The sequence below is a fragment of the Bulleidia sp. zg-1006 genome, assembly GCF_016812035.1.
Classification (GTDB): Bacteria; Bacillota_I; Bacilli_A; order Erysipelotrichales; family Erysipelotrichaceae; genus Bulleidia.
In genome coordinates this window covers 227,137-252,920 of the sequence record NZ_CP069178.1, presented here as the reverse complement: position 1 = coordinate 252,920, position 25,784 = coordinate 227,137, and the positions used below count along the sequence as shown (strand labels likewise).

General features: G+C 37.5%; 20 protein-coding genes and 3 rRNA genes. 2 read left to right on the top strand and 21 right to left on the bottom strand.

Features of this window, described 5'->3' with window-relative positions; genetic code table 11:
* The 13 genes from JOS54_RS01275 to JOS54_RS01210 form a co-directional block, all read right to left on the bottom strand.
* Positions 1 to 1,608 (bottom strand): transcription antiterminator, encoded by a 1,608-nt coding sequence (locus tag JOS54_RS01275; protein WP_203245273.1) that lies wholly within the window; start codon positions 1,606 to 1,608, stop codon positions 1 to 3.
* 576 nt (positions 1,609 to 2,184) lie between these two features.
* Positions 2,185 to 2,331 (bottom strand): hypothetical protein, encoded by a 147-nt coding sequence (locus JOS54_RS01270; RefSeq protein ID WP_203245272.1) that lies wholly within the window; start codon positions 2,329 to 2,331, stop codon positions 2,185 to 2,187.
* Positions 2,332 to 2,776: 445 nt separating this feature from the next.
* Positions 2,777 to 3,103 carry a phage holin family protein gene (locus JOS54_RS01260; RefSeq protein ID WP_203245271.1) on the bottom strand — a complete coding sequence of 109 codons (327 nt, stop codon included), beginning with the start codon at positions 3,101 to 3,103 and terminating at the stop codon, positions 2,777 to 2,779.
* 11 nt (positions 3,104 to 3,114) lie between these two features.
* Positions 3,115 to 5,397 carry a heavy metal translocating P-type ATPase gene (locus tag JOS54_RS01255; protein WP_203245270.1) on the bottom strand — a complete coding sequence of 761 codons (2,283 nt, stop codon included), beginning with the start codon at positions 5,395 to 5,397 and terminating at the stop codon, positions 3,115 to 3,117.
* A 196-nt stretch (positions 5,398 to 5,593) separates the two neighbouring features.
* Positions 5,594 to 7,486 (bottom strand): ABC transporter ATP-binding protein, encoded by a 1,893-nt coding sequence (locus JOS54_RS01250; RefSeq protein ID WP_203245269.1) that lies wholly within the window; start codon positions 7,484 to 7,486, stop codon positions 5,594 to 5,596.
* Between the two features lies 1 nt (position 7,487).
* Positions 7,488 to 9,245 (bottom strand): ABC transporter ATP-binding protein, encoded by a 1,758-nt coding sequence (locus JOS54_RS01245; RefSeq protein WP_203245268.1) that lies wholly within the window; start codon positions 9,243 to 9,245, stop codon positions 7,488 to 7,490.
* A gap of 150 nt (positions 9,246 to 9,395) precedes the next feature.
* Positions 9,396 to 9,704 (bottom strand): PTS lactose/cellobiose transporter subunit IIA, encoded by a 309-nt coding sequence (locus tag JOS54_RS01240; RefSeq protein WP_203245267.1) that lies wholly within the window; start codon positions 9,702 to 9,704, stop codon positions 9,396 to 9,398.
* 2 nt (positions 9,705 to 9,706) lie between these two features.
* Positions 9,707 to 10,012 carry a PTS sugar transporter subunit IIB gene (locus tag JOS54_RS01235; protein WP_203245266.1) on the bottom strand — a complete coding sequence of 102 codons (306 nt, stop codon included), beginning with the start codon at positions 10,010 to 10,012 and terminating at the stop codon, positions 9,707 to 9,709.
* An 83-nt stretch (positions 10,013 to 10,095) separates the two neighbouring features.
* Entirely contained in the window at positions 10,096 to 10,854 is a 759-nt protein-coding gene (locus JOS54_RS01230) for a M15 family metallopeptidase (RefSeq protein ID WP_203245265.1), read from the bottom strand.
* A gap of 38 nt (positions 10,855 to 10,892) precedes the next feature.
* A 5S ribosomal RNA gene (gene rrf, locus JOS54_RS01225) occupies positions 10,893 to 11,000 on the bottom strand.
* A gap of 82 nt (positions 11,001 to 11,082) precedes the next feature.
* Positions 11,083 to 13,981 (bottom strand): 23S ribosomal RNA (locus tag JOS54_RS01220).
* A gap of 218 nt (positions 13,982 to 14,199) precedes the next feature.
* Positions 14,200 to 15,724 (bottom strand): 16S ribosomal RNA (locus JOS54_RS01215).
* Together the 16S, 23S and 5S rRNA genes form the textbook arrangement of a ribosomal RNA operon.
* Positions 15,725 to 16,107: 383 nt before the next feature.
* On the bottom strand, positions 16,108 to 16,641 hold the full coding sequence (locus JOS54_RS01210; RefSeq protein WP_203245264.1) for a DUF402 domain-containing protein: 534 nt from the start codon (positions 16,639 to 16,641) through the stop codon (positions 16,108 to 16,110).
* An 82-nt stretch (positions 16,642 to 16,723) separates the two neighbouring features.
* Between JOS54_RS01210 and JOS54_RS01205 the strand changes: the two genes are divergently transcribed.
* Entirely contained in the window at positions 16,724 to 17,173 is a 450-nt protein-coding gene (locus JOS54_RS01205; RefSeq protein WP_203245263.1) for a GAF domain-containing protein, read from the top strand.
* Here JOS54_RS01205 and JOS54_RS01200 read toward each other — a convergent pair.
* The 4 genes from JOS54_RS01200 to JOS54_RS01185 are packed head-to-tail and all read right to left on the bottom strand — an operon-like array spanning position 17,170 to position 20,358.
* Positions 17,170 to 17,979 (bottom strand): aminoglycoside N(3)-acetyltransferase, encoded by an 810-nt coding sequence (locus tag JOS54_RS01200; protein ID WP_203245262.1) that lies wholly within the window; start codon positions 17,977 to 17,979, stop codon positions 17,170 to 17,172. The genes JOS54_RS01205 and JOS54_RS01200 overlap by 4 nt on opposite strands.
* Positions 17,979 to 18,884 (bottom strand): pseudouridine-5'-phosphate glycosidase, encoded by a 906-nt coding sequence (locus JOS54_RS01195; RefSeq protein WP_203245261.1) that lies wholly within the window; start codon positions 18,882 to 18,884, stop codon positions 17,979 to 17,981. The genes JOS54_RS01200 and JOS54_RS01195 overlap by 1 nt, the downstream gene beginning before the upstream one ends.
* Complete coding sequence (locus JOS54_RS01190) at positions 18,881 to 19,816, bottom strand: carbohydrate kinase family protein (protein ID WP_203245260.1); 936 nt, start codon at positions 19,814 to 19,816, stop codon at positions 18,881 to 18,883. Before JOS54_RS01190 ends, JOS54_RS01195 begins: the two co-directional genes overlap by 4 nt.
* On the bottom strand, positions 19,813 to 20,358 hold the full coding sequence (locus JOS54_RS01185) for a DUF3783 domain-containing protein (protein WP_203245259.1): 546 nt from the start codon (positions 20,356 to 20,358) through the stop codon (positions 19,813 to 19,815). The genes JOS54_RS01190 and JOS54_RS01185 overlap by 4 nt, the downstream gene beginning before the upstream one ends.
* Before the next feature lie 91 nt (positions 20,359 to 20,449).
* On the opposite strand from JOS54_RS01185, the gene JOS54_RS01180 reads away from it, so the two are divergent.
* Complete coding sequence (locus tag JOS54_RS01180; RefSeq protein ID WP_203245250.1) at positions 20,450 to 20,827, top strand: metal-dependent transcriptional regulator; 378 nt, start codon at positions 20,450 to 20,452, stop codon at positions 20,825 to 20,827.
* A 143-nt stretch (positions 20,828 to 20,970) separates the two neighbouring features.
* Here JOS54_RS01180 and JOS54_RS01175 read toward each other — a convergent pair whose 3' ends face one another.
* From JOS54_RS01175 to JOS54_RS01160, 4 genes are all read right to left on the bottom strand, one after another.
* Positions 20,971 to 21,576, bottom strand: coding sequence for an SIS domain-containing protein (locus JOS54_RS01175; protein WP_203245258.1), 606 nt, complete (start codon positions 21,574 to 21,576; stop codon positions 20,971 to 20,973).
* Positions 21,577 to 21,578: 2 nt separating this feature from the next.
* On the bottom strand, positions 21,579 to 23,663 hold the full coding sequence (locus JOS54_RS01170) for a BglG family transcription antiterminator (protein ID WP_203245257.1): 2,085 nt from the start codon (positions 23,661 to 23,663) through the stop codon (positions 21,579 to 21,581).
* A 10-nt stretch (positions 23,664 to 23,673) separates the two neighbouring features.
* Positions 23,674 to 24,420 carry an HpcH/HpaI aldolase/citrate lyase family protein gene (locus JOS54_RS01165; RefSeq protein ID WP_203245256.1) on the bottom strand — a complete coding sequence of 249 codons (747 nt, stop codon included), beginning with the start codon at positions 24,418 to 24,420 and terminating at the stop codon, positions 23,674 to 23,676.
* A gap of 63 nt (positions 24,421 to 24,483) precedes the next feature.
* A complete protein-coding gene (locus tag JOS54_RS01160) occupies positions 24,484 to 25,776 on the bottom strand; it encodes a PTS ascorbate transporter subunit IIC (RefSeq protein ID WP_203245255.1) in 1,293 nt (430 codons plus the stop codon).
* Positions 25,777 to 25,784: the final 8 nt, after the last annotated feature.

Below are 25,784 nucleotides of genomic sequence, written 5' to 3'. Positions count from 1 at the left end.
TTACCGCCTCTTTTTCATTTTTTCTAAAAATAGTGCTTTATTATTAACTTCTTCTACTAATTCATTCATAAATTCTTCTAACAGATAGGATTCTCCTTTTTTTACTAAAAGTAATATGATCGTATCAACAATATTTGTACCATCCCATAAAATAGGTTTTTCTAATACAGCAATTAATACCATTGTTTGATTTATAAATTTAGGGTCTCCATGTGGAAGGGCAATTCCATTACCCAAATATGTACTTTGCATGTGCTCTCTATTAAATATAGAATCGATAAACAATGGTTTTGAACAATCATCTAAATTATTAACTTTCTGAATTAGTGCTTTTATAATGTCTTCTTTATTTTGTAAATCTAAATGATATATATAATGCGGTAAATTTTGTTTCGTTGTTTTTGGACTTATATAATCTTTTTCTTGATATATAAATCTTAGATATAAATCAAATATTTTTTTCATATCTTCTGTTTGAACAAGCGGAGAAATAACTACTGAAGGTAACTTTTTTTGGTCTAGTTCTCTTGTACTTACTATATAAGCAATTTTTTCTGTAAGTAATTCTTTGTAATTTAATTCTGAGGCTACTTCAACGAATACATCGCTAGGTAAACTGGATTTTACTTTAGCTGATATAAATGAGCCAAATCCATAGCCGCTTGGACAGACAACTAATATTCTTTTTTTGTTTTTGTTTCTTTCTATAGCTGCTTGAATATGTATTACAACATACATAATTTCAGCATCCGTTAATTTTGTTTTATAATAATCGCAAAAATTTGTCAGCCATAAACTAGTAAGTTGGTATAAAACAGGATATTTATTTTTGATATCATTTATAAGTGTTGAGTGCATACTTATATTTATACTTCTTCTAAGTACCATATACATTAAATGAACAGATAAATCTCTAAGTAATTTATTGTCTATCATATCTTTATTTGATAAACCAATTGATATTTGTTGTATTAAATCTTTAACTTGATTAATCAAACCATCCGGAACATCTATATTGGTGAAAAAGTCACTCATTCTATTTCCAAGAAGGAAAAGTGCGATATAGTATACATCTTCTTTACTTAAGCTATAATCTAATTTACTTCCTATATAATAAATTAATTCATAGATTAATGGAATATTTTGAAAGTTAAACATTTCTACAACATCTATACTATTATTTAATTCTTCTATATATCTTCCTTTATTTTTTCTTGAAAATAAAACTGCAAATGATATAGATATTTTACGTACCGTATCTAAGTATATAGGTAATTCTTTTTCTTCTAAAAAATAGATTAAATTATTATGTATGGCATTTAATTGGTCTTTTTTAATAAATTTTTCTTCAAAATAACCGGGTTTTTCTTCAATTAGGTTTTTTATGAAATTTTGTATCTTTGTCTCAGAAGCTTCTATATATGTGCCTCTTTGATTAAAGACTAAATATAAGTCATAAGGTTTTATTAGCTCTCGAATATATTCAAAATCTTTCGCTATACTGCTTTTAGAAACAAAATATTCTTGAGACAATGTTTGATAGGATACTTTTTCTAAGTTTAGTAATTTAATTAATATTTCTTCTTTTCTGTGTTTACTATCTATCATACTATTGCCTCCTTTGTGCTCATTGTATCCTTTAAAACTATGTGACAGGTAGCACATAATTTTAAGTAATATAAAAAATAGAAGGTGTACACCTTCTAGCTATATGGGCTATATTATATAATTTATTAAAATCAATTTTCTGTTTTTTGATACAGTATCAAATTGATGTTTGAATATATATTTTTCCATCATCTTGTAGGTTTATTTCACTCCAGCAAGGGCTGTAGGGCTACTTCTGTGGTTGTTTCTGTTTCTATAGTGCTTTATTTTTCCTCTCACTATCCGGGACCATTTTTAGAAAACTTATGTTAATTTCCTATCTTTTTCTACTATGAAACTTTTATGTCTTGTGATGTGGTTACAAACTTCACTTTATAGGTTGGTTGTCCTGCACCTTCTAATTCTTGAGCCAAGGTCTTTACACTTTCTATAGCATTGCTGATAATAAGAATAAATAGGATTTTTAGGATTATTTAATAAAGTCTCAGCATCTTCAACAGTATCTTCTAAAGAAACCACTTTAACCCCCTAGACTTTAAAGGTTGTTTTACCTAATTTATAGCTATCATAGATTGATTAATGGTTTCTTTTATCTACCAACATCATAAGTACCGGTTCTGTTCCTTCCTTATGAGCTGTATTTTCAGCATAGTATACTGAATTCGATTTTAAATTATAGTAACCATCTCCAATCAATACTACTGTCAATACGATTATTGTCATAATCCCCAGTAAAATTTTCTTCTTGATCTTCGACCTTTCTTTTTCTCTACTATAATATAAGCATTTTCCTTATAAGATTTAATCCAGTTAAAAAGCATTCCATACGATAGAAGACCATATTCTAAAGCTGTCGACACAGCCGATTGTTTATCCATTAAAACTTTATTAATAATTTCAAGTTTTAATTCAGGGCTATAATAATTATTCTTATCTTTTCTTAAAATGTTTTCTCCATAAGTATCGATTAGTTTGATAAGGCAGTTTATGTGGCGTCCTAAGATTTTGTATTGTTTTGATAGAGATTTAACCGTTTCTTTGCCTTTTCTTTTGTGCTAGATTTCTATTTTCTGTTCTCTTGTAAGTTTTGTCATAACAAAAAGTGAACCTCCTTTATTGGTTGTCCGACTTTTGGGGTTCACTTCAAAAAGGCTATATATATATTTTATTATTTAACAGCCATGATAACGTCTACAATTGTCAATAAAATTCCAATTATAATCGCTGTTGAAAAGTCATTAATCTGAACCTCTGATAGACGAAACGCTACATATACCACAATTCCATTAATCACAAGTGCAAATAAGCCAATTGTCAAGATTGTAATGGGTAGTGCCAAAAAATGCAGAATTGGTTTTAAAACACTATTTAACACCATTAGCACAAATGCAGTGACGATTAACTTTCCAAAGCTTCTAAATTTCACCAAATGAAACAAATATTCCATTAGCCAAAGGGAGAACACCTTAGCCGCCAGATGAACAAAAAATGACATAAACACTCTCCTTACTGAACATCATGAACTTTTAGTAAACGTAAAGAATTAAGAACACATAAAATAGCCACCCCTGTATCAGCGAAAATAGCCATCCACATATTCGCAAAACCTAAAGCACCAAGTACTAAAACAAGTACCTTAATACCAATCGCAAACCAAATATTTTCCAATGCAATTCGGATTACCTTTTTCGATTGTACCAAAAGGCTTTCCACCTTAAGTATACCATCATCCATCAAAATAACATCAGCCACCTCTATCGCCGCATCAGAACCAACACCACCCATCGCAATCGATACATCAGCTCGACTTAAAACAGGTGCATCATTCGTACCATCTCCTACAAAACAAGTAAAGCCTTTTTTCATTTCCTGCACCAAAGCTTCTACCTTATCCACTGGTAGCTGATTCGCTAGATAAGTCTTTATATTTAACTCTTTCGCTACCTTTGCGACTATCTTTTCTTCATCACCGGAAATAATTTTTGTATCAATCTTCTTTTCATCTAAATATTGAATAAAACTCGTAGCATGCTTCTTTAATTGATCATTTAAGATAAGACAACCTAAATACTCATTCCCTTTAGAAACAAAGACCTTTGTGCCAATTTCATCAATAGTCGGAGTCAAAATACCAACTTCTCTCAACTGCTTTTGATTACCCACACGAACTATTTCCCCATTAACGAATCCCTCTAGTCCTCTACCGGCCACCTCTTTGACATTTCTTACATCCCATGCACCAACATCAAGCTCATTCTTCGCTAAAATTGCTTTTGATAATGGATGATTGGACTGTACTTCCAAGGCTGCCGCATATTTTAATACTTCTTCCGGACATTCAGAAATAATTTTTTCAACCTTAAATTCCCCTTTAGTTAAGGTACCTGTTTTATCAAAAACCATTCTTTGAATACGATTGATTTTTTCAAAGACATTCGCTCCTTTAACTAAAATTCCTTCCTTTGATAAACCCCCAATTCCCGAGAAAAAAGATAAGGGAATGGAAATAACCAAAGCACATGGACAAGAAATAACTAAGAAAGTACCAGCCCTACGAATACCCTCTTGATAATCTCTTAATTGTAGACTTACCACAACTGCTACTAATACCGCTAAGAAGACTACCACTGGTGTATATACTTCCGCAAATTTTGTAATAAACCGTTCTTCTTTGGACTTAACTTGGTCATTATTTTCTACCAAATCTAAAATCTTAGCTACTGTAGAATCCGCATAGCGATTGGTGCAAATTACCATTAACGTACCATTCTGATTGATTGCTCCACTCATTACTTCATCGCCGGCCTCAACATCCTTCCAGGCACTTTCCCCTGTTAAAGAAGTCATGTTTAAACTACTTCTACCTTCTACAATCTTCGCATCCACCGGAATTCTTTCCCCAGGTAATACACGAACTAAATCACCAATTTGAACCTCTTCCGGTGCAACCATCTTAAATTCATCAGCTCTTTTAACCATGGCCACTTCAGGACGAATTTCCATCAATTCACCAATGGATTTACGCGAATGATTCACCGCTTTATCTTGGAAATATTCCCCCACCTGATAGAACAAAATAACCGCTATTGCTTCACGCCATTCTTGTAGAAATAAAGCAGACACTGTTGCAACAACCATTAAAAAATTCTCATCAAAGACTTTTCCTTTAATGATATTGCGAAATGCTTTGTATAAAATGTCATAGGCTAAGACCATATAGCCCAATAAAGAGACACCAATTTCCACATATCCATTCGTTACCATCGAACCAATAAACAACAAAAATCCAACAATCAAACGCACAAGCATCCAATCCAATGATTTTTTCACTTGCTCATTTCCCCTTCCAAAAGTCACATGCACCTCTGGTTCGTGGTTAAGAATAATTGTTTTAATTTCTTGCTTCGCTTGTTCTAAATAACGTTTATCCAATTGAACATTGATTTTCTCTTGCATGAAATAGGCTTCTGCATGACTGACATAAGGTAACTTTACAATTTCTTTCGCTAAATAATCCGCACAATCTACATCATCAATTCCTTCAATACCAACTGAAATAACTTCCTCATTCAGTGGATAAACACTAGCTTCTTCCTCTTCTTTCAACACGACCTCCAGAATCTTTGGAAATACAAGCTTCTCTTCTTCACTATATTCCACTTTTAAAGTCCCTTTTACAAAATTGACTTGAGCTTTATTAACATTGTCTAGCTGCGAAATCTTCTTTTCTAAATTTGCTGCACATTCTGCACAATCTAAACCATCAATTTTATAAGCCTTGATTTCCATCTTGCCACCTCATTTGAACAACTATTCAAATGTATTATAGGTCTTCCTACCTATAATGTCAATGTACTAAAAATGGTATTGTCGTAAAGTATCCTCTGGTAGTAGTCCCCAATTTCTCTTTTCGGATTCATCTAAAAAGTTTTGTATTGTAAACTTAAAGTTCTAATCTTATTAAAAAAAACTCCCTAAAGAGTTCTTATTCAAGTTCAAAGGCACCTGTATATAACTGATAATACTGACCTTTTTGATTCAATAATTCTTGATGTGTACCACGTTCAATAATATGACCATGATCTAAAACAATAATGACATTGGAATTCTTAACGGTCGATAAACGGTGGGCAATCACAAACACTGTTCGTCCTTCCATTAAGTTATCCATACCGGTTTGAACGATTTGTTCTGTACGTGTATCAATGGATGAAGTTGCTTCATCCAAAATCATAACTGGTGGATTATTGACTGCCGCTCGAGCAATCGCCAATAACTGTGTTTGTCCTTGCGATAAATTAGAAGCTCCACCATGTAAGACAGTTTGATAGCCTTGTGGTAAATGTTTGATGAATTCATGAGCACCAGCCAACTTAGCAGCTTGAATACATTCCGCATCCGTCGCATCTAAATTTCCATAGCGGATATTTTCCATAACTGTTGCTGTAAATAAGACCGTATCCTGAAGAACAATGCCTAAAGACTTACGCAAAGAAGACTTCTTAATCTTCTTAATATCTAAGCCGTCATAAAGAATTTGTCCTTTTTCAATATCATAAAAACGGTTAATTAAGTTAGTAATGGTTGTTTTACCAGCTCCCGTTGCTCCAACAAAGGCCACTTTTTGCCCCGGCTTTGCGTATAAGCTTAAATCATAAAGAATTTGTTTATCAGGGGAATAGGAGAAATCCACATTCTTAAACTTGACATCTCCCTTTAAAGCAAGCAATTCCGTCACGCCATTATGCTCTACCTTCCAAGCCCATTGTTTCGTCTTTTCTGAGCTTTCAACAAGTACTCCATTTTCCTCACGAGTGTTCACCAGTTCATAGCTACCTTCATCTTCCTCTACTTCTTCATCTAATAGAGAAAAGACTCGTTGTGCTCCTGCCAAACCCATAACCATTGCGTTAATTTGGGGAGAAATTTGTTGGATAGCACCAGCAAATTGACGAGACATTTGTAAGAAAGGAACCGCAACCGCAATTGAAAAGCCAAGTCCTGAGATGGAAAAATTAGGGAATTTTGTTTCAATAAAGATACCACTCATAACCGCTACTAGCGCATATACAATATAGTTAATATTATTCAAAATAGGCATTAATGTATTTGCATAACGGTTTGCGATATGGCTAGCCTCAAACAATTCATTATTCGCTTTGTCAAAAGCTTCTTGTGCCTCTTGTTCATGATTGAATACTTTAATGACTTTTAGACCATTAATCATTTCTTCAATGACACCTTCTGTTTGTCCTGTCATTTTTTGTTGAGCAACGAAATACTTCGCTGACAAGCCACCCACCTTACTCGTTACACTAACACTCACGAAGGCACCTAAAAGAATGACTAGTGCTAATGGAATGGAATAATACAGCATAATCGCTAAAATCGTTACTAATGAAATAGCAGATACCAATAACTGCGGTAAGCTTTGTGAAATCATCTGTCGCATTGCTTCAATATCATTCGTATAATACGACATAATATCCCCACGCTGATTTTGATCGAAGAAGCGAATTGGTAAATGTTCCATATGATTAAATATCTTCTTTCTCATCTTATCCAAACTTCCTTGAGTAAAGATAGCCATGAGTTGTTGATTGGTAAAGTTGATTATTAAAGCTAAAGCGTACACAAATAGTAAACCATACACCACTTGCATTACAAGTGGCTTCGTAGCTTCCCAAGTCCGGCCATTATCCCAAGCCTGTTGTAAAACAGAAACAATATTTTGTTGGAAAATAGCCGGCAATGAAGCCAATACCGCATTCGCAATAGTTAGTATTAAAATAATCGGTAATAATTTTGGATAGAATTCAAGCAACATCTTAATGACACGTTTCACCATTAAAATTTGATTTGCTGTCTTATTTCTCATATTAAGCCACCTCCTCACTAATGGTTTCTGTCCCTTGTTTATTCTGTGATAGATAAACTTCACGATAAATTTCGTTTGTCTTAAGCAATTCTTCACTTGTTCCAATCGCATTGATACGACCATCTTCAAGGACAATCACACGGTCTGCATCTTCTACGGATGATGTTCTTTGAGCAATGATAATCTTCGTTGTTTCAGGAATATAAGTTCGCATCGCCTTACGAATTAAAGCGTCTGTCTTTGTATCTACAGCAGAAGTACTATCATCTAAAATCAATATCTTTGGTTTCTTTAATAAAGCTCTGGCAATACATAAACGCTGCTTCTGACCACCAGAAACATTCGTACCGCCTTGTTCAATCCATGTATCATAAGCCTTAGGCATTTGATCAATGAATTCATCTGCACAGGCTAAGTGACAAACCTCTTTTACTTCTTCTAAACTGGCATCTTTATTTCCCCAACGAATGTTATCCGCAATCGTGCCTGAGAATAAGACATTCTTTTGTAGGACCATCGCTACTTCTTCACGTAGACTAAAAAGATTGTAATTCCGAACATCCACACCACCGACTTTAACCGAACCTTCGTTCACATCATACAAACGAGCAATTAGCTGTACTAACGAAGATTTTGAAGAACCGGTTCCACCTATAATACCGATGACTTCCCCCGGTTTAATATGTACATTGATGTCTTCTAAAACTTTTTCATTGGCATCTTTTGAATAGGAGAAGGAAACATGCTCAAAATCAATTGAGCCATCCTGAACTTGTTCAATCGCATTTTCAGGCGAAACTAAATCGCTCTTTTCTAACAAAACCTCAGAAACACGTTCCATTGATTCTTCTGAGAATGTTAGCATCACAAATACCATCGATAGCATCATTAATGAAACTAAGATTTGGAAACTATATGTCAACAAGGTCGCAAACTGACCAATATCCAAGGCTTGACCACCGGTTGTGATAATTCTTTCCGATCCAACAATCATGACAAAAATCACAACAATATAAATAGAAATGGACATTAATGGGTTGTTCAAAGCTAAAATTCGTTCCGCTTTTGTAAATAAAGTACGAATGTTTTCCGAAGAAACATTGAACTTCTTAATTTCCTCATCTTCACGAACAAATGACTTAACAACACGAATTCCGAGAATGTTTTCTTCAACCGAGTGGTTTAAATCATCATACTTAGGGAAAGCTTTTTTAAATATCGGCATAACAATTTTAATAATTAGAATTAAGCCGAAAAATAGAATCGGTGCCACAAACAAGAAAATAAGAGCCATCGATCCACCCATCACATAAGCCAGTGTAAATGAGAAAATAATATTCAATGGAGCACGAACCGCCATACGAATAATCATCATAACCGCCATTTGAACGGTTTGAATATCGGTGGTCAATCGAGTCACTAGGGAAGCACTTGAGAATTTATCAATATTGTTAAACGAGAAATTTTGAATGTTCTCAAACACATCATGACGTAAATTCTTGGAAAAGCCTGTCGATGCCTTGGCTGAATAGATACCTGCTAAATAGCCAAACAAAAGTGCTATCAAGGATAAGGCTATCAACTTCCACGCATAGCTAAAAATAATTGGTAATCCTGATCCTGCTTTAATATCATTAACCAATAATGATATTACATAAGGAATTAAAGCTTCTAACAGTGTTTCGCCAGCAACGAATAATGGTGTTAAAATGGTCGGAAATTTATATTCACGTAAGCTTTTTACTAAAGTTTTAATCATTTGTTCCTCCTTCCATAAACAACAAAGGACTATTAATAAGCCCTTGTGAGTTATCTAAAAAATTAACTGGAAATCCGTTATATTTTATCATTTTTAATTCAAAAACACTAGTTTTTAAAAAGAAGAAAAAAAGGCGGAAGCCTTTCTTATCTATTTCAATTTTTTGTATAAGTTCACAAACTTTTCAGCTAAAATCCCAAAAGCTTCTGCACTCATCAGCTGATCCTCAGCATGGGTAAGAAGTAAATCCATCGTTACGGTTTCTCCTTGTGCCATGGCTGTTAATAATTTTGCGTGCGCTTCATGACCTTGATTAAACGCATCTTGTCCTTCCGCAATCAGCTTCTCAGCTCCATCAAAATCCTTTTCCGAAGCCGCATCAATTGCCGCAATGTAACTAGAGCGAGCTGTACCAACAGACGCAATAATATTAAAAGCAACTAATTCTGTGCTTTCCATTACTACTCACCCATTAGCTTCTCAGCGACACTGATAACACCTTTACCATCCATCATGCCATACATCTGCATCGGAATATCCGCAATCTTGTAATTTGGGTATTCAGCTTGTAATTTAGCCAAAGCATAACGAACTTGAGGTCCTAACAAGCAAACATCCGCTTCAGCCGCATGCTGTTCGAATTCGTTTAATGAAAATGCAGCGATATCATAATCCTTACCGGCTGTTTGGGCAGCTTCCTTCATCTTATTCACTAATAAGCTTGTGGACATGCCAGCCGCACAAAATAATCGAATCGTCTTTACCATACTGTTCTCCTTTTATAATTTTAAACCTTTAATAATTTACTACTTTTTAAATGCCTTTGCAATTGTAAAACTTGCAGTAAACATTACTTTTTCTGAACAAATTCATCAAAAGTTAAACCACTTTTATAAATCTCAAGAGCCAATTCTTTACCAACATAACGAAAAGACCATGGGTGAAATTTATAACCCGTTACATCTTCTTTTCCATTCGGATACCGAAGGATATAGCCATACTTATACGAATTTTTTTCCAACCATTTGAACAAGTCCGTATTCGCAAAACTTTCTTTTAATAGGTACTTTCTGCTTTCATCTCCTAAATCAATGGCTAATCCTAATTGGTGTTCGGATTTTCCCGGTAAATTATCAATTCTATCCAAATCAGATTTACTAGATTTTTTTAGGTAGCTTTTGTATAGCTTTTGCTGGTACTCATAAGAACGATAAGCGCTAATTAGTTGTAAAGAATAACCATCATGTTTAGCCGCCTTAAATAATGTTTGTACGGCATCACTCGCTTCTCTTCTCAACTGTTCCTCTCTTAAGGATTGAACATTTACTTTCACTAAATCACTTGGTTTATAATCCCTTGGAATAGGATTTTTTTTACTTAAGTAGAAACTAACAGACCCTAACTTATTAAAAGAATAGGTCTTTTTTTGTATAGAAGAATTGCTTTCAGACGTTGGAATATTTGATTGATCCTTTGCTTGTCCATGATGTATAACCTCCGGAACTTTAGATGAACTTGATTTCATGTTTAATAATAAAAATGAACAAGCACTAATACCAACTAAAGAACTTAAAAGGATAGCCATGTATTTCTTTTGCAGTAAATTCATATGTTTATTATAAAGTAAAAAAAGGATAAAAAAAATAGACCCGGCAACGAGCTCGATTCACCCAAAGGGCTATTTTTGCCGCTGAAGTGCTTAACTTCTGTGTTCGGGATGGGAACAGGTGTGGCCACTTCGCTATCGTCACCGGATCTTTTCAGAGTCAATTCTCTGAAAACTAAATAACAGCTTAGAAGACATTTTCTGTCTTTTCGTAAAATTGGCGTTCTCTTCGTGAATAAACCTTCGACCTATTAGTATCAGTCAACTCAACATATCACTATGCTTACATCCCTGACCTATCAACCTCATCGTCTTTAAGGGGTCTTATTCATTTGAAATGATGGGAAATCTTATCTTGGAGTCGGTTTCACGCTTAGATGCCTTCAGCGTTTATCCGGTCCATTCTCGGCTATCCAGCTATGCCACTGGCGTGACAACTGGTGCACCGTAGGAATGTCCACCCCGGTCCTCTCGTACTAGGGGCAGCTCTCCTCAAATTTCCAACGCCCACAACAGATAGGGACCGAACTGTCTCACGACGTTCTGAACCCAGCTCGCGTACCGCTTTAATGGGCGGACAGCCCAACCCTTGGAAGCGAATTCACCTCCAGGATGCGATGAGCCGACATCGAGGTGCCAAACCTCGCCGTCGATGTGAACTCTTGGGCGAGATCAGCCTGTTATCCCCAGGGTAGCTTTTATCCGTTAAGCGACGGCCATTCCATTCTGCACCGCCGGATCACTAACACCGACTTTCGTCCCTGCTCGACCTGTTTGTCTCGCAGTCAAGCACTCTTCTGCGTTTGCGCTCGTTGAATGATTTCCAACCATTCTGAGAGTACCTTTGTACGCCTCCGTTACTCTTTGGGAGGCGACCGCCCCAGTCAAACTACCCACCTGCCACGGTCCTCCGCCCGGATCACGGTCCGGAGTTAGAATTTCAATCAAGTAAGAGTGGTATCCCAACGGTGACTCCTCTGACCCCGAAAGGCCGGTCTCTTCGTCTCCCACCTATACTGTGCATACTTAACCGAAACTCAATAGCAGGCTATAGTAAAGCTCCATGGGGTCTTTCCGTCTAGTTGCGGGTAACCTGCATCTTCACAGGTACTAAGATTTCACCGAGTCTGCTGCCGAGACAGTGCCCAAATCATTACACCTTTCGTGCGGGTCAGAACTTACCTGACAAGGAATTTCGCTACCTTAGGACCGTTATAGTTACGGCCGCCGTTCACTGGGGCTTCGGTTCAAAGCTTCGGATTACTCCTAACTAATCCCCTTGACCTTCCAGCACCGGGCAGGTGTCACCCCCTATACTTCGTCTTGCGACTTTGCAGAGAGCTATGTTTTAGTTAAACAGTTGCTAGGGCCTATTTACTGCGGCTCTTTCGAGCACCCCTTATTGCGAACGTACGGGGCCAATTTGCCGAGTTCCTTGGCAACAGTTCTCTCGCTCACCTTAGGCTATTCGCCTTGACCACCTGTGTCGGTTTTGGTACGGGCCACTAATCAATTGACGCTAGAAGCTTTTCTTGAGAACCGGTATCACCATCTTCGCTACTTGCTCGCGCGTTCACTCCCTGCAAGGCTTCAATTACGCTGACGGATTTGCCTATCAGCCTCTTCTCCTTACAATCCCCAATCCATTAAGGGGTCTGGTTAACCTTTTCTGTCACTCCTTCACTTGATTCGCGGGTGCAGGAATATCAACCTGCTGTCCATCGACTACGCCTTTCGGCCTGGCCTTAGGTCCCGACTTACCCAGGGCGGACGAACCTTCCCCTGGAAACCTTGGTCTATCGGTGTGTAGGATTCTCACCTACATCTCGCTACTCACACCGGCATTCTCACTTCCATACGCTCCAGCACTCCTTACGGTATACCTTCAATGCTGTATGGAACGCTCCCCTACCACTTGAATTAAATTCAAATCCATAGATTCGGTATTACGCTTAGCCCCGGTAAATTTTCGGCGCGGAGATACTCGACTAGTGAGCTGTTACGCACTCTTTCAAGGATGGCTGCTTCTGAGCCAACCTCCTAGCTGTTTGCGCGTCTCCACATCCTTTTCCACTTAGCGTAAATTTTGGGACCTTATCTGATGATCTGGGCTGTTTCCCTTTTGACCATGGACCTTATCACCCACAGTCTGACTGCTGAATATTCTTGCCCGGCATTCGGAGTTTGATATCTATTGGTACGGCTAGGTGCCGCCCGCAAGATTTCAGTGCTCTACCTCCGGGTAGATCCGTTCAACGCTAGCCCTAAAGCTATTTCGGGGAGAACCAGCTATCGCCGTGTTCGATTGGAATTTCTCCGCTAATCACAAGTCATCCGCCAACGTTTCAACGGGGGTCGGTTCGGTCCTCCATCTGGATTCACCCAGACTTCAACCTGCTCATGACTAGATCACTACGGCTTCGGGTCTATCCCTACGTACTCTTCACCCTATTAAGATTCGCTTTCGCTTCGGCTCCGCATTGTCTGCTTAACCTCGCACGTAAGGATAACTCGCCGGTTCATTCTACAAAAGGCACGCCATCACACATGAATGTGCTCTGACTTTTTGTAAGCATACGGTTTCAGAATCTATTTCACTCCGCTCCCGCGGTTCTTTTCATCTTTCCCTCATGGTACTGGTTCACTATCGGTCATATAGGAGTATTTAGCCTTACCGGATGGTCCCGGTCGCTTCCGTCAGGGTTCCACGTGCCCCGACGTACTCAGGATCCCACTAGGCCATTTGAAAATTTCGTCTACAGGGCTTGCACCTTCTGCGGCTGAAGCTTTCAATCTCATTCGACTATCTTCATCTGTACCATCTCGTGGTCCTACTACCCCAGCTCTTAGCTGGTTTGGGCTCTTCCAATTTCGCTCGCCACTACTCTCGGAATCATTGTTATTTTCTTTTCCTCCAGTTACTAAGATGTTTCAATTCACTGGGTTTTCTCCTCATAAGTTATGTATTGGCTTATGGGTGATACATCATTTCCTATGTATCGGGTTCCCCCATTCGGATACCCCCGGATCGTTGCCTGTGTACGACTCCCCGAGGCGTTTCGCCGTTTGCTGCGTCCTTCTTCTGCTCTATATGCCAAGACATCCACCGTACGCTCTTGTTCGTTTAATCACTCTTTTTTGCGTTTGTACGAGAACTGTTAACTTTTTGTCTTTCAACTTTTTCTGTTAATCTTGTTATCACAACTTTACGAAAAAGACCTATCTATTGTCTTCTTCTGTTATTCAGTTTTCAAAGAACTGCTCTTGAGAGTCTTTTTCCGAAATCTCTCAAAACTAAATAGGAATTTATTACTCCAACTTCTTTCTTGTGTACATCTTTCTCCTTAGAAAGGAGGTGATCCATCCCCACGTTCTCGTAGGGATACCTTGTTACGACTTGACCCCAATCATTAGCCCTACCTTCGACGGCTCCTTCCTTGCGGTTAGGCCACCGGCTTCGGGTATTGCCAACTCTCATGGTATGACGGGCGGTGTGTACAAGGCCCGAGAACGTATTCACCGCGACATGCTGATCCGCGATTACTAGCGATTCCAACTTCATGGAGTCGAGTTGCAGACTCCAATCCGAACTGAGACTATCTTTCAGTGATTCGCTCCTGTTCACACAGTCGCTGCACGTTGTAATAGCCATTGTAGTACGTGTGTAGCCCAGGCCATAAGGGGCATGATGATTTGACGTCATCCCCACCTTCCTCCGGTTTATCACCGGCAGTCTCTCCAGAGTCCCCAACTGAATGCTGGTAACTGAAGACAAGGGTTGCGCTCGTTGCGGGACTTAACCCAACATCTCACGACACGAGCTGACGACAACCATGCACCACCTGTCTCCTTGATAACCTCTTCCCTATCTCTAGGGCTTTGCAAGGGATGTCAAGGCCTGGTAAGGTTCTTCGCGTTGCGTCGAATTAAACCACATACTCCACCGCTTGTGCGGGCCCCCGTCAATTCCTTTATGTTTCACACTTGCGTGCATACTCCACAGGCGGAATACTTAATGCGTTAGCTGCAGCACTGAGTCTCCCCAATACTTAGTATTCATCGTTTACAGCGTGGACTACTAGGGTATCTAATCCTATTTGCTCCCCACGCTTTCGTGCCTCAGCGTCAGTCTTTGGCCAGCAAGTCGCCTTCGCCACCGGTGTTCCTCCATATATCTACGCATTTTACCGCTACACATGGAATTCCACTTGCCTCTCCAATACTCTAGTCTGCCAGTATCCATGGCGTGATGGGGTTGAGCCCCACAATTTGACCATGAACTTAACAGACCGCCTACGCACCCTTTACGCCCAATAATTCCGGATAACGCTCGCCACCTACGTATTACCGCGGCTGCTGGCACGTAGTTAGCCGTGGCTTTCTGGTAAGATAATGTCTGACTGAAATTCTCTTCCGGTTTATCTTTTCTTACAACAGAGCTTTACAACCCGAAGGCCGTCTTCACTCACGCGGCGTTGCTCGGTCAGGGTTGCCCCCATTGCCGAAAATTCCCTACTGCTGCCTCCCGTAGGAGTCTGGGCCGTGTCTCAGTCCCAATGTGGCCGTTCACCCTCTCAGGCCGGCTACGCATCATCGTCTTGGTGAGCCTTTACCTCACCAACTAACTAATGCGCCATAAGCTCATCCACTAGTGTTTTTAACCTTTAATAAAGAAAAGATGCCTTCTCCTTACCTATCCGGTATTAGTCCCCGTTTCCAGAGGTTATCCCGGTCTTTGTGGGCAGATTGCTTATGTATTACTCACCCGTTCGCCACTCTTTCCACCTAGCAAGCTAGGTTTCCAGCGTTCGACTTGCATGTATTAGGCACGCCGCCAGCGTTTATCCTGAGCCAGGATCAAACTCTTCATTTGATTGACTCTTTATTCCGTAGCTCTTTGGCTACTTCTTTCTTATTTCGTTGACGTTGTTCTGTAATGTTTTTAATTCCTATTCAGTTTTCAAAGATCTCTCACGCTCTCTTCAAGCGTGCTTGACTATAATACCAATACCTTCTGACTTTGTCAATTACTTTTTTTCGACTTTTCTCGCTTTCTTTTCCCCTTTGTTTTGAGTACTTTATACCTTCTTCCCTCTTCCAAAAAGCTCTGCCATTGTCTTTTGTACTGCTCTCTAGTGCCCAGTTATAATATCATCTCATCCCTCCTATGGCAAGCCTATTATTCATACTTTTTTTGAAAAATTTGGAGTTTGCCATATCTAAATTTAAAAGTCTAACTTTGGGGTCACATCATCATCAGAATTCCTTTTTTAAATTCAAATACAATTGATAGTACTTATTGATGCATTCTTTTTGAAAAGGTTCTTCTTCCCGTTCCATCATGCCAATTAAAGATGTCATTGATTTCTCGACAACTTCCTTCAAATCATCAGAGTACACATATTCCTCACCATGTTCTCGATATTCATCTTCATCTAATATCACATAGCTTCGATCGGGAAATAATTTCACATCTAAATCATAATCTACATTCTTAATTGCCTCTCCATCATATAAACTCGGGGAAGCTAAGTTGCAATAGTAATAAATACCACTATGGCGAATCATGGATATCACATTAAACCATTTCTTTTTATAAAAGAAACAGACCGCCGGTTCTCTGGTTATCCATTTGCGACCATCTGATTCAATCACCCAAGCTCGATCCGTGACTGCCACTATTTTCTCTTCATCCGCCTCTAAAACAAAAGCCTTACACCAAGTTCTATGTAAAGAACCATCGTGTTTAAAAGATTGGACATAGACTGTATCTTTTACTTTTGGATTCATCTAATCTCCTTTTTTCCGTTTTTTATTTTACTCCAAACCATGCAAATTGTCGAAACGTGCATTCTTGAAGTACACTATAAATATGATTATCTTGCAACAAACACAATCTCTTTTAGAAGAGGTAGACTTCTTAGCTGCAACGAGCAACTTGACAGCGTATATCAACCAATTACTTCCTAATATTAATTGGGCTGGTTTTTATTTCGTTAAAAATGGTGAATTGGTTTTGGGTCCATTTCAAGGTAAGGTGGCTTGCACTCATATCCCTTTTGAAAAAGGCGTTTGTGGGAAATGCTATCGTGAAAAAAGACTATTGAACGTTCCAAATGTGTTAGCAGTTCAAGATCACATCGCTTGTGACTCGGATTCACGAAGCGAACTCTGTGTTCCTATTATGAAGGACAACGAATGTATTGGCATGATTGATATTGATGCACCCATTGAAAATCGCTTTACAGAAGAAGATGAAAAAAAGGTGTCCTTGATTGCTTCCTTATATGAGAAAGCCGTTCAAAAACACCATTGGTTCTAACGGTATAAGTCAAACACACTTGCATTTTCTAAATAACGTGTCGCTTCATCGATGGCGGCTACAGCTGAAAAAAGCATTACTGGGCATCCACAAATCGTGGTTTCTCGTAGTAGCTCTTTTTTTCGCAGGATTTGTTCGACCCTCACAAAATCATCACTATCTAATTGGAGATTTAAATATTCTTTCCATTTATGTTCATCTTTCGTTTCAATCATAGCCCCTTGAATTTCAACCGGACGACAATCAGCACGATATTCCGCTAAATGCAAAGCCGTACAGCTGGAAAAATCTACTCCCATCAATAACACATAGCCTTTTAATTCATAAAGACGAGCGGCTGGACTTTCTTCACTCAATGGAAAATGCATGGATTGACCATTAACCAACAGTTTCGCATATCTGCCCCAAGCCGCATAGGAATAACTTGGATGGCCGGAACTCACCACGCCTTTTCGATGCTGAAAATTCAAAACAACAGAACCCATGTAGTGCGTATCCGAACTTTCCGAATCAAAGACAGGAATTTCCTGGCGCACTGTTTTCCAAAGTTCTGGTGAAATTGGCGGATTTTTCCAATCACTAGGCTCGCTATTGTCCGCTACTTGTGTTGGCATTAAAATCGTTCCTCCATTTTGACATAACTCCAAAAGACCATCCACGATAGTTTTCGCACCACCAATCACATAATTAAAAGCAGACATTTTGGTATGTACTTCTAATATTTGGCTTCCCGTAATTCCTAACATTTGTAAACCGGAAATTAATTTTCCTTTTGTTAATACTTCAGAAAGTTCGGTATCATGCATTATTTATAGTACTCCTTGGCAATTGCACAGCCTACTTTTGCGTTATTGAACACCAATTGAATATTGGAATTCAAGGATTCACCATCAGTTAATTCAGCTACCTTGGCTAACAAGAAGGGCGTTGCTTCTTTACCATGAACACCCTTTTCATCCATTTCAGCAATGGCCTGGTCAATGACTTTATTGATTGCCTTTGAATCCATACTGTATTCTTCAGGAATAGGATTTGTAATCAATACACCCCCTTTTAAGCCCAATTCTCTCTTAGCGTGGATGATCGATGCGGCTTCACTGGCATCTTTTAAAGCATGGTCTACTTTTAGACCCGAGGTTCTTGTGTAGAAAGCCGGTAATTCCTCCGTTTGATAACCAAACACCGGAACGCCCTTTGTTTCTAACACCTCTAAGGTCTTAGGTAAATCCAAAATTGCTTTTGCCCCCGCGCAGATAACCGTTACATTTGTATTACCTAACTCCTCTAAATCAGCGCTGACATCAAACGTTAACTCAGCACCACGATGAACGCCCCCAATACCACCAGTTACGAAAAACTCAACGCCTGCCATGGCCGCAAAAATCATCGTTGTTGCAACTGTTGAAGCACCCCAATCCTTATTGGCAACAATCGTTGGGATATCACGACGAGACACTTTAGGAATGGATAAACCACGCTTACCAAATTCTTCAATTTCTTCCGCCGACATACCAACAACCGGTTCACCTTCGATAATACCAACCGTTGCAGGAATACAACTATTTTCACGAATAATCTTTTCAACCTCTAAAGCTGTTTTTACATTTTGTGGATAAGGCATACCATGGGAAATAATAGTCGATTCTAACGCAATGACCGGTTTCCCTTCAGCAATAGCCTTCGCAACTTCCTGACTTGTTCTTACTTTCATAACTTTTCCTCCTGTATATTCATGCTTTCCATACACTCGCGCACTTTTGCCCTTTCTAAACTACGACGTCGCACAGCGTCTTGTTCAATACTAACAACCGCTGCACTAAGACCAAATCGAATAGCCTCGCAAGGACTTACACCTCGAATTCTTTCAGAAACATACGCTCCTAACAAGGAATCACCGCCTCCCGTTGCATTAGAAAGATGAATTGGACGATGACGATACCGGAACATACCTTCTGAACTTCCAAGTATAACACCTTGATCGGCTAATGACACAATAATTTCTTGCATTCCTTGATTTAAAAACCAAGTAAGGCATTGTCTAGCCGTCTCTTTATCTTTCACAAAGATACCGGTTAACGCCTCGGCTTCATATTGATTTGGCTTAAATACATTTAAGTACGGTAGAATAGGTACTAAGCGCTTTGATTTTTGAACGGATACAGGATCAGCCACCAAAAAAGATTTCGCGTGTTTTGTTAAATATTCAATACTATTTAAATCTAAATTAGCATCCAGAATTAAAGCATCCCCTTCATCTAAATCCTCTAGCGCTTTATCAAGAACAGCTGTATCCATCGCTCTTAAAATGCGCATGTCACTCATCGCAATTTTCATATCTCGATTTTGATCTAAGATAGCCAAATAAATAGAACTTGGGTAATCCTTTGTGATTGAACTTTTAGAAATATCCATTCCTAACCTTCGGCAATCTTCTTGTAACATTTTGGCGTAAGGATCCGAAGAAAAACAAGTAACGAATTGCACTTCTTCCCCTAATAAAGCACAAATTTGGGCGATATTACGACCAACCCCGCCAAAACTTAAATTGATTTCTCCGGGATTAGAGTCGTATTGACGAAGTGGCTCCAAACTAGATCCACAAATATCAATATTCGCTCCTCCTACAACACATATTTTTTTCATCGCTTTCTCCTTAATAATCGCTTTAATTCATCTAATTGTTTTTGTATTTGTTCTTTTTCAAATTTTCCTTGCATCAGTGTCATATAAGCCATCATCAACGCATTTTTAATATCTCCTTTTTGACCTTCTTCAAAAGAATTCAAATCCAATTGATTACTTTGTAATAAGATATTCTCTAATTCTAACACTTTTTCCATCAACTCTTTTTCCTCTTTTGTTTCAAGGAATAAATCGGATAAAAGCCAGTTTTGGTTATGCACTGTTTTGATTATTGTAATCATCGCATCTGTTTCTATCTTTTCATTCACCGCTTCAAATAGAATAGATAATTCTTCTTTCGATATCCCATCAATTAAGATATATTCATTTTCAAACTCACGGTGAGACCCATCTTTATCTTCTTCTAAAAGAAACACCAAATTTACGGTTAGTTTTAGTTGTTCATCACTTATTTGCACAAAAACAGAGTGGAACTGTTGCGCCACTTCTTTAAAAATAGCGATTCTTTCTTTGTTTGGACTATACATTAAAATTTTCTTCATAACTGTTATAATAATACTAAAAGAGGGCTTACAAAAGTATTGTTATTCCTCGAAATTAAAAATCGGGTATAATGGTTGAAAAGGAGTTTAAATGTCTATTTACGAATCGGGTGAGGATTATCTATTAGCTATTTTAGTGATTAAAGAAAGAAAAGGTATCTGTCATTCTATTGATGTGGCGGAAGAAACCGGATATTCCAAGGCGAGTGTTTCTATCGCTATGAAAAAATTAAGAGAAAATGGATATATTCAAATGAACCAAGATGGTTCTTTAGAATTATTGGAAACAGGTCTTGCGATTGCTGAAAAAATTCATGAACGAAATACTGTGTTGACCGGTTATTTTAAACAATTAGGAGTTGATCCGGATATTGCTTATCACGACGCACATAAAATTGAGCATGATTTAAGCAATCAAACCTTCAACAAGATTAAAGAGCAATACCAAAAGAATAAAAAGAGTGACTAGGGATGTTTATTAAAATGGCTCCTATAATAGACTTTTTAATTGTCTACTATATAGGATCCATTTTACTATTCTCCTTTCCTTTTATTTTTGTTTGAATTGTCCAGTACAATTTTTTTCCTATCGACAACCTATGTCTTACTACATTACACCGTATTTTTATCTTGACTGATTGAAGCACCTAAAGCTCCACCAGGATGCCACTTCACATATTTTTGAGAATCAAGATTTCTTTCGGCTTGTAATAATATAGATAAGCATTGTAATGTGAACATTTCAACCAAAATTGATGCTCGCGGAGGCTTGTTTAAGCCATCGCCTTCTTTAGAAACCGTTGCTTTTAGAAAGACATCTGAGTTTTTAGCTAACCAGGATTCTTCATTACCTGAAACAGCAATTATTCTCGCTCCATTGGATTTTAATGTTTCAACGGTATACCTTAACTCAGAAGTTTGACCGCTATTTGAAATAGCGATAACAACATCCCCCACATCAACTTGTCCCGCACTGCCATGAACTGCTTCAGTCCCATCAAGAAAATAGGCTTTAGTTCCAATTGAAGATAGAAGAGAAGCAATATATCCTGCAACATAACTTGGTTTTCCAATACCAGTAACATGAACTCTTTTACCACTTTGTTCCTGGTTCAAAATCAAATCTTTCGCCTGCTTTAAATTTTCTTGATTCATGGCATCAATATGTGCCTCAAGTTCTTCCTGTATTGTTTTAATATATATATTTAAATCATTCATGCTTATCTCCAATCATAATTTACGATATAGTTCATAATTTTATTTGAATTTGTCTCTTGGTCTAACAACTTCAAAAAATCTTTATCATTCAATAAAATGAGTAAATCTGACATAGCTTTCATGTGTGACTCATTATCAACGGCTGACAATCCGAACAAATATTTAATAGGATTATTGGGACTTTCACCAAAATTCAAAGGGGTTTTAAGTGTTACGATTGAAATGCCATTTTCCAAAGCTCCTTCCGAGGATTTTGTATGAGGCAAGGCGATATGTGGTGTAATCGCAAAATATGAAGGACTTTGTTTTTGCAAACGAACCACGCTATTCTGATAATTTTTTGTAATCATCTTATTTTTCATTAAAGGTAAAAGAGACAGTTTCACCGCTTCAAGATCACTACTGCACTCAACTTGAGTCATAATGAATTGTTTCGATAAGATGTCCACTAATCGTTTAGGTTGAGTTTCTGTCGTCTCCTTAGAATTTGTACTATAAAATAATCCAACTAAGTCTGAAACCAACCGATTTTCTTCACTGATATTACCTAGATGATTTCTAAGAATAGATAAAATATCATCTGCGACAACCATCGTATTATGTAAATTGCCTAAGTGAGCCTTAACCTCTTTTAATACGATAAATTTTTCATCGTCATCCATAATTGGATTTACTTTGACGACAGGAATCGATGATTCAGCAATTTCTTTGAATATGCTAGTTGTAAAAATAATATCAACATCAAAACGATTCGGATCAAATTGGCTGACTTCAATTGGTTTTAAAAACTCAATACTAGGAAATAATAATTTCAACTCATTGTGCAGAATCACCGATGAACCTATTCCATTAAGACAAACAATCAAGGCTCGTTTCTTTTTAATAATTTCTTTAGAAGGTTCATCAATGAAAATTGAAGCGAAATGCATCGTCAGATACGTTAATTCATCATCATTAATATCTTGATTAAAAAGATTACTCATCGGTTTCATGGTTTCCCTAACCAAATTAAATAAAGCCGGATATTGTTCTTTGACTTTATCTTTTAACGGATTATATATGGGTAACTTAAACAGCAAACGATAATATGCCGGTCTAAAATGAGCATAAAGATGCTTAAATTTATCTTCAATGTTGTCATAATGAATTCCACTGAGAATTTCAAAGCGAGTCATAATTTTAGAAACTAATTTAGCAATTAACAAACAATCTTCTGTGTCATCTAAGACATTTCCAAATGAAATCCCTAAAATCCAAGAACTTAAATACTCTCGATCTTGTTTTTTCATTTTCATTCTAAATGGGAAGAAATTGACCAAATCATCTACAAAATCGTATTCTTTAAAGGTAGGCATCATTTCCACTTTTGGTAAATCGTCCACTATTTGTTGGTGACTGTGAGCAATAATGCGATGAGTGACAAAAATAAAAATATAAATAAATTCTTTTAATCGATCTTCAACAAATGAAATTCTATGTTTTTCAGATAATTCTTGAATAATTAATTTTGAAAATTCAAACGTATAAAGATGAAGCTTCTCAATAACCATATCAAGCACTTGATGTGTTGTTTCTTGAGAAATAAGTGAAATCACAGTCATCATCATATAGCGTCGAATGTCCATTTCATTACCGGTTAGAAAATAACCATCGACACGATTATAATCCAACCTGATATGTTCTTTTTCCAAATCAAATGACAATTCACTTAAATCTTGAAAAATCGTTGATTTACTGATGGTAAGATAATCCGTGAAGTGATTTGATGAGAGATATTCGTTTGACACAAATACGCATAAAAAGAGAAATATTTTTCTTTCGTTTTTATTTAAATAATAGGTTTTATCGCCAGTAGAAGAAAACAGGGATTTAATCAGAAAATCTCTCGTTGCTAAATCGACAATAAACTCTTTATCTTGCCCAATTTTTATTGTTTCGTGTTGACTCTCTTCAATTAACACATTAAGTTTGTCTAATCGATATAATATTTGTCTTCGTGTCGCTTGACTTTCCCTTTCTGCATCCAATAACGTTGATTGTGACCTTTTAATGATAAGTTGTAACAGTTGAAGTATTTCTCTATCCATCTATAACCTTCTATTTTGTTATTTCTTTATATTTTGCAACTGCATTATGCAAACCGGATCTTAGAATACTCAAATCATTCGCTGAAATAAAATAATTTAAATCATCTTTAAAATATTCAAGAATTTCATTCGCTCCAATAATTCCAACCGGTTTATTCAGTTTTTTACTCACGCTAATAACTTTAGTGATGGTCTCTAATTCTTTTTTATCCATAATATTGTCCGTCACGCCTAAAGATATACTTAAATCGACCGGTCCAATGATACAGGCATCAATACCCGGGGTCTCTAGGATTTCTTCAGCATTTTTAACCCCTCGTTCCGTTTCAATTTGAGCAATAGTAACTACTGTTTTATTCTTAAGTTCCATATTCCCCTGATGATTTCCACTAGGACCATAATTGGTATGAGCCCCACTGGAATAACCTCTAAGACCAATTGGCGGGTACTTGCTAAATTCAACTAATCGTTCAGCTTGTTCTTTCGTTTCAATCATAGGTACCATTATACCGACTGCACCATTATCAAGGGCTTGTCCGATTTCTCTACGGCTAAGTTCACTTACTCTGATAAAGCTTGGCAAACCTATATTGTTACCAAACAAGAATAAATCGTGTAATTTTGATTTAGAAAATGAGTTATGTTCATTGTCATAAAACAAGAAATCTAACCCTGCGTCTTTGGACATGACAAGCATGGCTGGATTAGTCACTAGTTTTACAAACAATCCGAAATATTTTTTATTTAAATTTTTCATGTTCTTTCCTATTATGAATTAGAGCAAGGCAACCCTTGCTCTAATGACACTCTATTCTTAGAATCAAAACAATCCTTTCATAAAGTTTATAATTGCATAAATTACCGCACCAAAAATATTGTAGTCAATGTTTGGGAATGATGCTTCAGCAATTCCTAATTGAGCAAATGCCGGATAGAGAACAAGTGGTAACACAACTAGTCCAATTCCTACCAAGAATGAACCAACTAAGGCACCTTTCCATCCACCATATGCATTACCAAAGACACCTGCTGTTCCTCCAGAGAAGAAGGCAATCCCTGCTGCCGGAATCAGTACAACCGGACTCTTAAACATAATCATTAACCACATTCCCAAGAATCCTCCAAGCAAAGCTCCGACAAATCCAATTAAGACTGCATTAGGCGCAAATGGGAAGACGGCCGGGCAATCCACTGCAGGTTTTGCATCTGGAATATATTTTTCTGAAATACCAACAAATGCTGCCGTAATTTCTGCAATAAATTGACGAACCCCATAAATTAATACACTCATTCCTGCCGCAAATTGTAATCCTTGTAATAATGGCCAGATAAACCATATATCATTCATCGCCATTTTTTTAACTACATCCATATGTCCATTGACAACACAAGCAATGGTTGCGACATAGAATAATACCATCATAAAGACAGCGACAGAGAAAACAAAATCTCTAAATAATTTTAAGAAGTCAGGTAAATTAACATCTGAAGAATCACTTTCTTCTTTTTCAGCAGATTTAGCAAATAGCTTTCCTACCCATCCCGCAAAAGTATAACCTATTAAGTTAAAATGACCCATCGCAATGTCATCAGATCCTGTAATTTTCTTCATGAATGGTTGAGCTAATGAAGGGAGGGCTGCTCCGGCAAAACCTAAAACTAAACCTCCAACTAATACGGTTACAATCATTGGGGACCCCAAAGCTATAAACACAAGTGCCAACACTGCTCCAAAATATAAGAAATGTTGTCCTGTTAAGAAAATAGCTTTAAATTTAGTGAATTTAGCAATGATTAGATTAAATATAAAACCTAAAACAAAAACTAAAGCCACCTCTGTTCCAAACTCGTTTAAAGCTAAGGCGGTTGCAACTTCAACTTGAGTTGTGACTCCTTCAACACCAAAACCTAGATTAAATAACTTTGAGAAGTTATTGACAACTCCGGACATGGCACCGGAGCCAATATTGAAAATCATAAATCCGATAATTGTCTTAACTGTTCCAGATATGACCTCTGAAGATTTTTTCTTTTGAAGTAGTAGCCCAACTAAGGCGACTAATCCAATAATAAGGGCAGTATTTCTAACTTGACCTAATAAAGCTTCTATCATTATTCTCT